We start from the raw sequence: 12,130 nt of genomic DNA, 5'->3' as shown, positions 1-12,130 counted from the left end.
TTTCATCAGCGATTGATAGCATCTAATTATTGAGAGACGCCTTATGACACCAGAGCAGCTTACCGGGCAATCAGATTCTCATCTGGAACCTAACCTGATTGGCACCAAGACATTCTTGGTTCACTGTGATGTCAAAGATGACCTAAACAGTTTGATTGAAGCTGCTCAACTCGCTGGCTTTAAAATGGAGATTGCCAGTGGCTTTCGCGACTATGAAAGGCAATCTCGGATTTGGAACCGTAAGTTTTCTGGTGAAGCGCCAATATTAGACTCAGAAAGCCAACCACTTGATGCATCAACACTTAGTGAACATCAAAAGTTGTCAGCGATACTGAGGTGGTCTGCACTGCCTGGGGCGAGTCGTCACCATTGGGGATGTGACTTTGATGTCTTTGCTCGTAATCACTTACCTGAAGGCACACAGCTGCAACTGGAACCATGGGAATACCTTACGGGCCACCAGCAAGCATTTTACCAATGGCTTGTTGCCAATGCATCTCAATATGGGTTTTTCTTCCCTTACAGCCAAGACCTCGGCGGTGTCGCGATCGAACCATGGCATATCAGCCATCGAAAAGTATCGGAGTTGTGTTTATCACAGTTATCTCCTTCTTTACTTGGCAAGCAACTCCAATCTAAGCCAATATTAGGGTATGAGATAATTATGGAGCAGCTAGACGAGATCTATGCGCGCTTCGTGGCGAATATCAGTCATTAGGAGCGCTTATGTTGGAGTGGCTTACAAACCCTTGGGTGATCATCATCATCGTGGTTAGTGTTGTGGTGGGTAATATTGCTGCGCTCAAACAGACCGCCAATATGGACCTGACTGGTCGTAACAAAACAGAGAAAGACTTAGACAAACTCAATCAATTGGATAAACAGAACCAAGAGAAAGCTCAAAAAGATGAGTCTACGGACAACAAAGACGCTTAATTTTGTAGCTCTAAGGAGCCAATCTAATTTGCTAATAATCCGCTGACGACTAATCAACGAATACAAAAAAAGAGGACACAATGTGTCCTCTTTTTTATTGGCTGTAGCTAACCACAGGGCTGATATGACTTACTCTGTGGTTTTTCAGCTATGCTCACTCAGTTTTACTTACTCTGCATCAGCTTCTTTGTCATCTTTAGTTTGGTCAGCAACATGTGCTAATACCGGTACCATTGACTTCAGTAGCTCTTCTTCTACTGGCTTACCTGATGCATCCGTTACGTTAATTGACGTACGGTTACCAAGATCACCAAACAAGAAGGTGTAAGTGCCTGGAGCCAAATCAATGGGTTGTAGGCCAATTGTTTCCCAGAACTCATCATCAGGCGCAGCATACTTAGCTTTTACAGTACCTTGAGACTGGTTACGCTCTTCAAGCTCAAAGCCCATCGTCGGTAGCAAGGTAGGCAAACGCTGCCACAATACATTGTATGGAGTACGAGCAATGATCACTGGGAAGCCACTACGGTCGGCACCCATTGAGATTGGAATGCGTTTAACCAGCTCTTGTGCTTTCAACGCTGCTTCAGCACGAAGGTTTTCATCGTACTTAGCCATCACTAGGTTCGTTAAGAACGCGTTGTAACGCTCCTTATTGGTTGCCGATACCGGCTTCTCTTCAGAGCCTTCACGCCAATCGATAAGGTTGATCTTGAAGCCATGGCGGTTGTTCGCTTGGAAACGAGAGATAGAGTAGCGGCTGCCGATCTCTACTTCTTCATCTTCAGAAACCCAAGTAACCCAATCGGTCTCAATATCGTTTTCTGACTGTTCACGAATACCAATGCCACGTTGTGCCAGCATATCTACAGCCGTTTGCCACACGCGGTCTGCCTCTTCAGCACGAAGAAGCCATAGTGTCACTTCACCATTCTGACGTTCAGCTCGAGCACCAGGGATCAGCTCAAGAACCTGTTGCGGCGGACGAATATCCACTTCACGGCCTGTACCACCACTGAACTCACCGCTTGGGATGTCAAAATTTGGATAGAACTGAGGTTGAGCATCTTCAGGCAACTGCCATTGTGAAAACTCAGGTGTTTCTAAGTATTCGAAATCATCTTTGGCTTGGCGACGTTGAGTCGGGCTGCCAGAACATGCTGTAAGAACGAAAACAGCCAGTGATCCAATCACTAGCTGGTGAGAATACTTCATTTATACTCCTAAATGCCGAAGGTTCACTTCGGCATCACTTCATACGTTTTTAGTAAATGCACGCTTCAGTCATTGCTTGAGCAACAACGGGTTGAGCTGGCTTTGACAATTCAGTCAACGGTAGACGTAAGCCACCTTCAGCAATCAGACCCATTTTATGAACCGCCCATTTTACGGGAATAGGGTTAGACTCAACGAACAAATTCTTATGTAGAGGCATCAAACGCTCATTGATCGCTTCTGCTTCTTCAAACTTGCCTTCTTTCGCTAACTTGAACATGGTTGCCATATCAGCGGCTGCAACATTGTTTGTTACAGAAATCACGCCATCGCCACCACGCTTAACAAATTCTAGACCTGTTAAGTCATCACCACTTAGTAAGATAAAATCTTCGCCACAAAGTTCACGGTGAATTGCAATTCTGTCGAGATCACCCGTCGCATCTTTAAGTGCAACGATGTTTTCGATCTCAGCAAGGCGAGCAACCGTTTCAGGTAACAAGTCTACAGCAGTACGACCTGGTACATTGTATAGGATTTGTGGAACGTCACTGACTTCAGCAATCGCTTTGTAGTGTTGGTACAAACCTTCTTGAGTCGGTTTGTTGTAGTAAGGCGTTACGCTCAGGCAACCAGCAATACCAGAACCATTCAGCAAACGGCTGAATAGAACAGATTCGTGAGTTGCATTTGCACCTGTACCAGCGATAACGGGAATACGACCATCAGCAAATTCAACGATCTTATTGACGACTTTGACATGCTCTTCAATAGTGAGTGTTGAAGACTCACCTGTTGTGCCAACCGCAACCAGACCATCACTACCTGCAGCAACATGGTGCTCAACTAACTTTTTAAGGCTGTCGAAATCCACTTCACCATCTGTATTAAATGGCGTAACTAGCGCAACGATACTTCCTGAAAACATGTCTATCTCCCTTAATTTATTCTTTTTGCATGTTACTGTAAGCCAATCAATAAACACAAGACATTAAAGTGGCTTACCGGCAACATCTGCATTAAATATTGTCGTATGTTTGAGGTAAAACGACTTCTAACGGCGTTCTACCGAGAATTTGGGTAACCTGCGCTCAATCTAGCGGATAGCACAGCACTGGATGTCAGTAACAAGTAAGCTGTGCTCTCACCGCTCAATCTCATTTTTTAACGCTCTCGATATTCTTATCATTGGTTGCATGTTAGAAGCAAGGTGCCTCATAAAAAGCCCCGTACGCACGCTTATTCCACGAGCTAACTGTGCTAACATGCATGAATCAATGGAATATAAAGAGACGTGATTTTATGACTCAACATCTAGTAATCACAGCTGTGGGCACAGATCGCCCAGGTGTATGCAACCAAGTGGTTCATTTAGTCACCCAATCAGGCTGTAACATTATTGATAGCCGTATCGCTCTATTTGGCGAAGAATTTACGCTTATCATGCTGCTGTCTGGAAAGGCAAACAACATCACCCGCGTTGAAACCACCTTGCCCTTGCTTGGACAAGAGCACGACTTGATTACGATTATGAAGCGAACCTCAACTCATGATGTTATTGAGAACTCTTACACAGTAGAGGTGTTCGTTGAGTCAGACGATAAAATCGGCCTTACCGAGCAGTTCACTCAGTTCTTTGCTGACCGCAACATAGGACTCGACTCGCTGAGCGCCCGAACCATCAATAAATCTAAAGTTCAGCTCGATAACGACCAATTCCATATCTCTATTACCGCTTCTGTGCAATCAGAATGTAATTTGATGCAGCTACAAGAAGAATTTGACGCGCTGTGTCAGAGGCTATCCGTACAAGGCTCGCTCAACTTTATCAAAAACAGTTTTTAAAAAGGAAATATCATGAATACGCTAACGGCTGGTGTTCCAGCACCTGCTTTTTCTCTTCCTGATCAAGATGGCAATATCGTATCTCTTGGTGACTTCAAAGGTAAAAAAGTCCTTTTCTATTTTTACCCAAAAGCAATGACTCCAGGTTGTATTGTGCAAGCTGAAGGCCTGCGTGATATCAAAGCACAGCTTGATGACCTGAATGTGGTTGTTTTAGGTGTGAGTGTTGATCCAGTAAAACGCCTACCAAATTTCGTCGAGAAGAAATCTCTAAACTTCACACTGCTATCAGATGAAGACCACAGCGTTGCTGAGCAGTTTGGTGTTTGGGGAGAGAAGAAATTCATGGGCAAAGTGTACGACGGTCTGCACCGTATTAGCTTCCTAATTGATGAAGAAGGTCAGATTGAACACGTCTTCAACAAGTTCAAGACTAAGACTCACCACGAAGTGGTTCTAGACTACTTCAATCCAGAAGCTTAATGTTGTTTCTAGTGAATTGATGACCTAATTTCATACCTAGATGATCTAAGTTTACAATTGACTAATCCAAATACAAAAAGGCCGAATATCATGGATATTCGGCCTTTTTAATACTTACTCAACTGTATTGATCTTCAATTACGATTGATGCTCGGGGTCATCGTCGAGAGCATGACTCGGTAAAGCATTCCAAACCGCTTTTACCAGCGTAGCAAGCGGGATAGCAAAGAACACGCCCCAGAATCCCCACAGTCCGCCAAACACCAATACCGCTACAATAATCGCTACGGGGTGCAGGTTCACGGCTTCAGAGAACAGAACAGGAACGAGCACGTTGCCATCTAGCGCTTGGATAATACCGTAAGCCAATAACAGCCAGTAGAACTGAGGCTCTAATCCCCACTGGAACAAACCGACAATCGCAACTGGAACGGTCACAGCCGCCGCACCGATATAAGGAATCAGTACCGAGAAGCCAACCGCGACAGCCAGCAGAGCTGAATAACGTAAATCTAGAATCGCAAAGGTCACGTAGCTGACACCACCGACGATCAAGATCTCAAGCACCTTGCCGCGAATATAGTTCGAGATTTGTTGGTTCATCTCAACCCAAACCTTGGTCGCTAGACGACGGTTTTTAGGCAACACACCACTCGCCATGCTGATCATCTCTTCTTTATCTTTTAGTAAGAAGAAGATCAGCAGCGGCACAAGAATCAAGTAAACCGCAAGCGTAGCCAAGCTCACAAGAGAAGCCAAAGAACCTTTAACAACACTTTCACCAAAGCCTAATGCTTTGTTTTTCGCGTTAGACACAATCGATTCAACGATCTGCAAGTTTGCTAACTCAGGATAGCGCTCAGGAATCGTCGCGATGAACTTCTGTAAGCCGCCATACATACTTGGAATATCATTGATGAGGTTACCCACTTGCTCCCAAATGGTAGGCACTAAACCAAACAGCGCCAGTAACATCAGGCTAAAGAACATCATGATGACCAGCATCACCGATGGCGTTCTTGGAACACCAAGTCTTTGGAGTTGGGTAACCGGCCACTCAAGTAAATAAGCCAATACAATAGCCACCAACAATGGCGCGATGAGATGACCAAAGAAGTAGATCGTAATAAAGCCGAAGAGAATGATGGCAACCAAACTGACAGCATGGGGATCAGAGAAACGTCGTTTATACCAACGATTGACCATTTCAAGCATCTGACTGCAATTCCTTTTTAGTGACGAGGAGATGATAGTAATTAGAGCAAACCTCAGTGATGACGTCATAGGCTTGCTTAGACAAAAAAGTAACAATATCTTTCATTGAGCTGTTATCAGAGACATAAATTGACAATGATTGCCCTACTTCTAACTTTACACTGTGACGCTTGGCTAATAATAGTGCCATTGGACAGCGCTCTTGGCGTAAATCTAGAATATTAGGTGTCATTCTTGAGCTCGATGCTTATTATAAGGGTCGTATTGTAATCTGTTTTTGAAAACGCGCCATCATTCATTCATCTTCCTTCATGATAGCGCACGCACTAGGCAAAGGTTACATCAAATAAAGAACCAATTTGCATTGCACTTGTCTTACTGTCAGAAGAAACGGAGTATTACTGACTAATATGTTTAAACGCGCTCGCTCAATTGCTTGCTTATGCATCGCAGCTACATTAAGCACCCCAACGTTGGCGAATACCAACAGTTTGGAGCTACCCGATATCGGCACCGCTGCTGGCGGCACCCTCACTATCGACCAAGAACTTATCTATGGTGATGCCTACATGCGCATCATCAGAAGCAGCCAGCCTATCGTAAACGACCCGGTTCTCAACCAGTACATTGATACGCTTGGCCATCGTCTTGTCGCAAGCGCGAATGATGTAAAGACACCTTTCCAGTTCTTTATGATCCGAGACCGCAACATCAACGCCTTTGCATTCTTTGGTGGTTATGTTGCTTTGCACTCAGGTCTGTTCCTGCATGCACAATCTGAAAGTGAGTTGGCTTCAGTATTAGCGCACGAAATCGCGCACGTTACCCAACGTCACTTAGCGCGTAGTATGGAAGATCAAGCGCGTCGTTCTCCAGCAACCATCGCAGCGCTAGCAGCCTCTGTATTATTGGCCATTGCAGCACCTGAAGCAGGTATCGCAGCTCTAACTGCCACAACCGCTGGTAACATGCAAAGCCAGATCAACTACACCCGTAGTAATGAAAAAGAAGCTGACCGCTTTGGTATCAATACACTGGCGAAAGCAGGGTTCGATGTGAATGCGATGCCGCGTTTCTTCGGTCGTTTGGCTGATGAATACCGTTATGCCAGCACACCCCCCCCAATGCTGCTGACTCACCCATTACCAGAAGATCGAATCACCGATTCACGCGCTCGCGCTCGCAGCTATCCGCCACTAAAACTGGCCCCATCACTGGACTACCATCTAGCAAGAGCTCGCATTGTCGCGCGCTATGCGGGAATCAACAATGATGCGGCCTTGGACTGGTTTGAACGTAAGCTGAAGAAAGCACCTAAAGCCTTGGTTCCGTCATTAGAGTATGGCCAAGCACTGGTTTACTTAGATTCTAAAAAATTAGATAAAGCTGAGCCGATTCTGACCAAGCTCATCAACAGCGATCCAACCAACCTGTTTTATCTAGATGCCATTTCAGACCTCCATATTGAACAGAAAAAGCCTGAGATTGCGATTAAAGAACTCGAATCAGCACTGGTTCGTCAACCAAACAACCCAGTTCTGACCATTAACTACGCCAATGCACTGATTGAAAATGAAGACCTACAGGAAGCCGTTCGCGTGTTGCAACGTTACACGCACGATAACCCGAACGACACCAACGGCTGGCACCTACTTTCAAAAGTAAATACAAGCCTTGGTAATAGCGACGAAGAACTGGCTGCTCGTGCAGAGATCTTGGCACTGCAAGCCAACTGGAACAAAGCGATTCAGTACTATACTCAGGCTAGCCAAATCGCAGAGCTCGGCAGCCTAAAACAAGCACGTTACGACGCCCGAATTGATCAACTAATGATTCAGCGTGAACGCTTCTTGTCGTTACAGTAAGTGTATTTATTGGCAGCAGTTAGTTGTCAGATGAAAAAGAAAGCTCAACGTTACATAGTAAAGAAGCCACTCAAGTGGCTTCAACTGAACAATTGCTTCAACTAAACAATTAAATCAAAAATAATAATGAGGAAGAACCATGTCCGTCGTGATTTATCATAACCCACGCTGCTCAAAGAGCCGTCAAACTCTCGAACTGCTTGAAGCAAACGGCGTACAGCCAGAAGTTATCAAATACCTAGATACGCCTTTAACTATCGAGCAACTTAAAGTGCTTTTCACGCAGCTTGGTTTTGACAATGTTCGCGAAATGATGCGCACCAAAGAAGCGGATTACAAAGAGGCTAATCTTGGCGATGCATCTGTTACCGATGAAGATCTATTCTCAGCAATGGCGACAAATCCAAAACTGTTTGAACGCCCTGTTGTTGTTGCGAACAACAAAGCAAAGATTGGTCGTCCACCAGAGCAAGTGCTAGAGATTCTGTAAGCCGATATGAGCATCAACATTCTTGTTCTCTACTACAGCCGCCACGGCAACACACAAGCTCTAGCAAGGCAGATTGCACGAGGGGTGGAGTCCATCCCGGACTGTGAAGCCATGTTAAGAACGGTGAACGACGTGTACACGGTAGAAGAGCAGCCTGATTCACGCTATCAGCCGACCGATCCAATTGCGACACTGCAAGAGCTCCGTTCTTGCGATGGTTTAGCGCTAGGCAGTCCGGTTTGGTTTGGCAACATGGCCGGGCCAATGAAGCACTTTTGGGACAGCACAACATCACTGTGGATTAATGGCGATCTGATCGATAAGCCAGCTTGCGTGTTTACCTCTTCTTCATCACTGCATGGCGGGCAAGAGACCACACAACAAAGCATGATGTTGCCACTGCTTCACCATGGCATGTTAGTGGTGGGTATCCCCTACTCAGAACCTGCGCTGCACACCACTCAAACCGGTGGCACACCCTATGGTGCGAGTAGTACCGGAGAGAGCGCTTCATTAAGCAAAGATGAAATTGAGTTGGCGCAAAACCTAGGCAAACGCCTAACGCGCATCGCAATAAACCAGAAGGGAATTTCTCAATGATGTATATGCCAGAGAAGGCGATGTCTCCCACAACCAAGCTATTCCGCTACCTTGCTTTAGCGGGCAACTTGTCGCTTTTATTCTGGGTGATTGCTTGGCAGATGACACTTTCGCCGCACCCTCATCTAAGTAATGTAACGCTTGCGATCGCTTGGGCTATACCGCTGTTACTGCCATTACCGGGCATTCTAGCAGGTAAACCTTATACGCATGCTTGGGCGAACTTTGTCTTAATGCTCTACTTCCTACACGCATTAACTATTTTGTATGTAGACGGTGGCGAGCGCTTATTAGCGGCTGTAGAACTGCTTCTAACGACTCTAGGCTTCGCGGGCAATATCTTATTTACTCGCTTTCGAGCCAAAGAATTAGGCATCAAACTTAAGCGCCTTTCTGAAGTAGAAAAGACCGAGAAAGCTAAGTTCGAGCAGTAACCTGGATTAGGTTGTCCTGATCTAGTATCAATAGAAAAAAGTGACAACAAACAAAAAGCCCTGCGAGATTTCTCTTGCAGGGCTTTTTCATGAATTCATTTCAATCGGTCATGTCAGAAGACAATCACTAGCGAACCCATTCGTATACTAGGCTTGGCTTAGCATGTACTGGCGCAACAACTGTTAGCTCTTCCGAGCCAGACGTATTCGTTAGCTCAGCATCCGCTTCAGTTGATAACTCACTACCTTTGATGACTTGAACGCTTGGGTCTGCTTCGTTAGCCGTCGCTTCTGCGCCATCGTTCAGGGTCGTATCAGTAACAGCTGCTGAATCATCGCCTACAGACATGGTGTTGTCTTGCGTTTCAAATTCAGGGCTCACTTCAGGTTCAATATAAGATTCTTCAACCTTTGCGACTTGGCGAATGCTTTCCACTTCTTGCTCAAACTCTTGTTGAGTCGACAATAAGTGAATTCGGAAAGTGACTTCGTTATTCTGAATTTTCAGAATATCTAAGCTTGCCACCGAGTTTAAACGCTTAAGTGCATTCTCCAATTGGAAGAAGTCTTGTGCGTTATTCAGGCTAATAAATTGCGTTAAAATCGACTCTGATGATTCACTTGCTACTGTAACCGCACTTTTACCTGCGTAGTAGTTACTGATTTGGTCGACAAGTTTCTTAGAAGTCGTCGCGCTGTTGCCCGATAGCGAACCACTGACTGGCGATTTTAGTGCGCTCGTCAATTGGTTTGGCTTTTGATCGTATAGCGTCCAACGTAGACCTGAAGATTGAGCTTTTATCACCAGAACAGCATCAACCGGGTAACGCTGACTCGCTTTACTGATCGGTGTAACAAAGCTACCCCAAAGATCAGAGGTCGCAATACCCGTAATGTCATCAAAATCACCCACTGGTAGCGTTAGAGGCAAACCGCGCTCTTTTGCGTTGGCTTGTAAACCTGCCGCTAATTGTGAGTTGGAGTGTTCCCACACAATGTTCTTGTCGTAGTTCTGTTCTTCCACCAGCCAAACAAGGATATTTGAGCGAGTATCAGGCCAGTACGGCAGTTGCGCTTGAGTCAGTAGCGAACGGATTTGAGCGCCGTTAAAACGCATGCGCAATGTTGATTGGTCATTGCTTTCACCAAAACTCATTTGAGACATGTACTGCGAACTCTTACGCATCGCCTTTTGAATCGTCTCATTCGAAGCGACATCAGTTTGGCCAGTCGCACGTACCAAAACCTGCTCCATGCCGGTATTTCTTGCCACTTGTTCTGGCTGTTTGTTTTCAGCGTTAATCGCAACTTCAGCACTAAAGATATCTACTTGAGTTAATGCATAACTCGGAGAGGCTAATAGTCCCATCAACAACAATGCTATGTAGCGCATACTGATCCTAATATTCAAATCTTGTGCCTAGATGATAAGCAACTATGGATTGAGGGGCAAGGTCGATAGCGCCCACTGTGTTTAATAACCACAAAATATCACCTGGCCATGATAAATCGCTCACTTATAAACTGAATTTTTCGAGCTTTGACGACTATAAAATATCACTAAGATAAATAAATTTGATCTATTTGGTGTGGCAATCGATTGCTAAGTGATAGAATCCCGCGAATTTTATTTTTCACTTTTCATATAACGACCATTTTTAAGGACATAACATGAAGAATGCTCTGCAAGGTGCACAAATGCTGTTTGTAGCTTTTGGTGCGCTTGTATTAGTGCCGCTACTGACTGGACTCGATCCCAACGTTGCACTCTTTGGCGCGGGTATCGGTACCCTTTTATTCCAACTTATTACACGCCGTTCAGTGCCAATCTTCTTAGCGTCTTCTTTTGCATTCATCGCGCCTATCATGTTTGGTATTCAAACTTGGGGTGTCGGTGCAACCATGGGCGGCCTAATGGCAGCAGGTGTTGTGTATGTCTTAATGGGCGCGTTAATTAAAGTGCGTGGCGTAGCCTTCATCCATAAACTGCTTCCACCCGTGGTGGTTGGCCCTGTGATCATGGTTATCGGCTTAGGTCTTGCGCCTGTTGCAGTAAACATGGCGCTAGGCAAAACCGGCGATGGTGCGGTTCAACTTATCGATGCAGACGCCGCGTTATGGATCTCGTCTATTTCATTGCTAGTGACGATTGTCATCAGTGTTTTCTCGAAAGGCTTCCTTAAATTATTGCCTATCTTTGGTGGCATTGTTGCGGGTTACGTAACGAGCTTGGTATACGGCGTAGTTGATTTTACCCCCGTAGCTCAAGCAGCTTGGTTAGCACTACCAAACTTCACGGCACCAGAATTCAACATCAACGCTATCTTCTTTATGGTGTTTGTGGCAATTGCACCTGCTGTTGAGCACGTGGGCGACATGCTTGCTATCTCGAACGTAACCGGTAAAGACTACCTTAAGAAACCAGGCTTACACCGCACCATTACTGGTGATGGTGTGGCAACGATTGCCGCTTCTATGCTGGGCGCGCCACCCAATACAACCTACAGTGAAGTAACGGGTGCTGTAATGCTGACTAAAGCATTCAACCCAGTGATCATGACTTGGGCAGCAGTGACAGCGATTGTTCTGGCTCTAGTAGGTAAGCTAGGCGCTCTTCTGCAAACGATCCCAGTTCCTGTGATGGGCGGCATCATGATTCTACTGTTTGGTTCTATCGCAACCGTAGGCTTGAATACTCTAATTCAGAATAAAGTAGACCTACATAAATCACGCAACCTTGTGATTGTGGGTATTACGTTAGTCTTCGGTATTGGCGGCATGGCATTTGGCATCGGTGACTTTAGCCTACAGGGCGTAAGCTTATGCGGTATCGTGGCAATCCTACTTAACCTAGTCCTTCCAGAAGAATTAGGCGACAACACCGTAGTAGACAAAGCTCAAATCGATTAATTTATCGGTAAGGCTAGATTCAAAAGAATCACAACCTAACAAGATCAAAAAAGGGAGAGCATCGAATGCTTTCCCTTTTATTTATACGGCTAATTAAGCAGGTTCAGTTAAGTTTAAAAACTCTTTAAATTAACTTA

The 12,130-nt window shown here is 45.3% G+C and carries 14 protein-coding genes; 9 read left to right on the top strand and 5 right to left on the bottom strand.

Going from position 1 to position 12,130, the window contains the following annotated elements:
- Window positions 1-43 precede the first annotated feature (43 nt).
- Together NX845_RS08040 and NX845_RS08035 are read left to right on the top strand one after the other, a co-directional pair.
- Window positions 44-718, top strand: a complete 675-nt coding sequence (locus NX845_RS08040) for a M15 family metallopeptidase (RefSeq protein WP_017093257.1) — start codon at window positions 44-46, stop codon at window positions 716-718.
- Window positions 719-726: 8 nt separating this feature from the next.
- Window positions 727-936: a DUF2897 family protein gene (locus tag NX845_RS08035; protein ID WP_004734277.1), complete on the top strand. Its 210-nt coding sequence runs from the start codon at window positions 727-729 to the stop codon at window positions 934-936.
- A 168-nt stretch (window positions 937-1,104) separates the two neighbouring features.
- Here NX845_RS08035 and bamC read toward each other — a convergent pair whose 3' ends face one another.
- Together bamC and dapA are read right to left on the bottom strand one after the other, a co-directional pair.
- Window positions 1,105-2,151 carry an outer membrane protein assembly factor BamC gene (bamC, locus tag NX845_RS08030; RefSeq protein WP_017084128.1) on the bottom strand — a complete coding sequence of 349 codons (1,047 nt, stop codon included), beginning with the start codon at window positions 2,149-2,151 and terminating at the stop codon, window positions 1,105-1,107.
- Between the two features lie 49 nt (window positions 2,152-2,200).
- Window positions 2,201-3,079 (bottom strand): 4-hydroxy-tetrahydrodipicolinate synthase, encoded by an 879-nt coding sequence (gene dapA, locus NX845_RS08025; protein WP_004734279.1) that lies wholly within the window; start codon window positions 3,077-3,079, stop codon window positions 2,201-2,203.
- A 374-nt stretch (window positions 3,080-3,453) separates the two neighbouring features.
- On the opposite strand from dapA, the gene NX845_RS08020 reads away from it, so the two are divergent.
- Together NX845_RS08020 and bcp are read left to right on the top strand one after the other, a co-directional pair.
- Window positions 3,454-3,996 (top strand): glycine cleavage system protein R, encoded by a 543-nt coding sequence (locus NX845_RS08020; protein ID WP_260256757.1) that lies wholly within the window; start codon window positions 3,454-3,456, stop codon window positions 3,994-3,996.
- 12 nt (window positions 3,997-4,008) lie between these two features.
- Complete coding sequence (gene bcp / locus NX845_RS08015; protein ID WP_017079430.1) at window positions 4,009-4,479, top strand: thioredoxin-dependent thiol peroxidase; 471 nt, start codon at window positions 4,009-4,011, stop codon at window positions 4,477-4,479.
- A gap of 138 nt (window positions 4,480-4,617) precedes the next feature.
- Here bcp and NX845_RS08010 read toward each other — a convergent pair whose 3' ends face one another.
- A complete protein-coding gene (locus NX845_RS08010; RefSeq protein WP_017084129.1) occupies window positions 4,618-5,694 on the bottom strand; it encodes an AI-2E family transporter in 1,077 nt (358 codons plus the stop codon).
- Complete coding sequence (locus NX845_RS08005; RefSeq protein WP_004734311.1) at window positions 5,687-5,926, bottom strand: sulfurtransferase TusA family protein; 240 nt, start codon at window positions 5,924-5,926, stop codon at window positions 5,687-5,689. Before NX845_RS08005 ends, NX845_RS08010 begins: the two co-directional genes overlap by 8 nt.
- A 178-nt stretch (window positions 5,927-6,104) precedes the next feature.
- On the opposite strand from NX845_RS08005, the gene NX845_RS08000 reads away from it, so the two are divergent.
- The 4 genes from NX845_RS08000 (at window position 6,105) to NX845_RS07985 (ending at window position 9,083) form a co-directional block, all read left to right on the top strand.
- Window positions 6,105-7,559: a M48 family metallopeptidase gene (locus NX845_RS08000; protein WP_004734312.1), complete on the top strand. Its 1,455-nt coding sequence runs from the start codon at window positions 6,105-6,107 to the stop codon at window positions 7,557-7,559.
- Between the two features lie 139 nt (window positions 7,560-7,698).
- Entirely contained in the window at window positions 7,699-8,049 is a 351-nt protein-coding gene (gene arsC / locus NX845_RS07995) for an arsenate reductase (glutaredoxin) (RefSeq protein ID WP_004734313.1), read from the top strand.
- Window positions 8,050-8,055: 6 nt separating this feature from the next.
- Complete coding sequence (gene wrbA, locus NX845_RS07990) at window positions 8,056-8,649, top strand: NAD(P)H:quinone oxidoreductase (protein WP_260256756.1); 594 nt, start codon at window positions 8,056-8,058, stop codon at window positions 8,647-8,649.
- Window positions 8,646-9,083: a DUF2069 domain-containing protein gene (locus tag NX845_RS07985; RefSeq protein WP_004734315.1), complete on the top strand. Its 438-nt coding sequence runs from the start codon at window positions 8,646-8,648 to the stop codon at window positions 9,081-9,083. The genes wrbA and NX845_RS07985 overlap by 4 nt, the downstream gene beginning before the upstream one ends.
- Window positions 9,084-9,210: 127 nt before the next feature.
- Here NX845_RS07985 and NX845_RS07980 read toward each other — a convergent pair whose 3' ends face one another.
- Window positions 9,211-10,476: a DUF2066 domain-containing protein gene (locus tag NX845_RS07980; protein WP_260256755.1), complete on the bottom strand. Its 1,266-nt coding sequence runs from the start codon at window positions 10,474-10,476 to the stop codon at window positions 9,211-9,213.
- Between the two features lie 278 nt (window positions 10,477-10,754).
- Between NX845_RS07980 and NX845_RS07975 the strand changes: the two genes are divergently transcribed.
- Window positions 10,755-11,993 (top strand): uracil-xanthine permease family protein, encoded by a 1,239-nt coding sequence (locus NX845_RS07975; protein WP_004734317.1) that lies wholly within the window; start codon window positions 10,755-10,757, stop codon window positions 11,991-11,993.
- The last annotated feature ends 137 nt before the right edge of the window (window positions 11,994-12,130 follow it).

Source organism: Vibrio sp. NC2 (assembly GCF_025195005.1).
Classification (GTDB): Bacteria; Pseudomonadota; Gammaproteobacteria; order Enterobacterales; family Vibrionaceae; genus Vibrio; species Vibrio splendidus.
Note: the sequence above shows the minus strand (reverse complement) of the source record. Positions and strands in the feature narration are given on the sequence as shown.

Bases quoted from the DNA above. Each gene is read 5' to 3' on its own strand.
- NX845_RS07985 (WP_004734315.1), top strand. From the start codon at position 8,646: ATGATGTATATGCCAGAGAAGGCGATGTCTCCCACAACCAAGCTATTC.
- NX845_RS08040 (WP_017093257.1), top strand. From the start codon at position 44: ATGACACCAGAGCAGCTTACCGGGCAATCAGATTCTCATCTGGAACCT.
- NX845_RS08005 (WP_004734311.1), bottom strand. From the start codon at position 5,926: ATGACACCTAATATTCTAGATTTACGCCAAGAGCGCTGTCCAATGGCA.
- arsC (WP_004734313.1), top strand. From the start codon at position 7,699: ATGTCCGTCGTGATTTATCATAACCCACGCTGCTCAAAGAGCCGTCAA.
- NX845_RS08035 (WP_004734277.1), top strand. From the start codon at position 727: ATGTTGGAGTGGCTTACAAACCCTTGGGTGATCATCATCATCGTGGTT.
- NX845_RS08020 (WP_260256757.1), top strand. From the start codon at position 3,454: ATGACTCAACATCTAGTAATCACAGCTGTGGGCACAGATCGCCCAGGT.
- NX845_RS08000 (WP_004734312.1), top strand. From the start codon at position 6,105: ATGTTTAAACGCGCTCGCTCAATTGCTTGCTTATGCATCGCAGCTACA.
- dapA (WP_004734279.1), bottom strand. From the start codon at position 3,079: ATGTTTTCAGGAAGTATCGTTGCGCTAGTTACGCCATTTAATACAGAT.
- NX845_RS07975 (WP_004734317.1), top strand. From the start codon at position 10,755: ATGAAGAATGCTCTGCAAGGTGCACAAATGCTGTTTGTAGCTTTTGGT.
- NX845_RS08010 (WP_017084129.1), bottom strand. From the start codon at position 5,694: ATGCTTGAAATGGTCAATCGTTGGTATAAACGACGTTTCTCTGATCCC.
- bamC (WP_017084128.1), bottom strand. From the start codon at position 2,151: ATGAAGTATTCTCACCAGCTAGTGATTGGATCACTGGCTGTTTTCGTT.
- wrbA (WP_260256756.1), top strand. From the start codon at position 8,056: ATGAGCATCAACATTCTTGTTCTCTACTACAGCCGCCACGGCAACACA.
- NX845_RS07980 (WP_260256755.1), bottom strand. From the start codon at position 10,476: ATGCGCTACATAGCATTGTTGTTGATGGGACTATTAGCCTCTCCGAGT.
- bcp (WP_017079430.1), top strand. From the start codon at position 4,009: ATGAATACGCTAACGGCTGGTGTTCCAGCACCTGCTTTTTCTCTTCCT.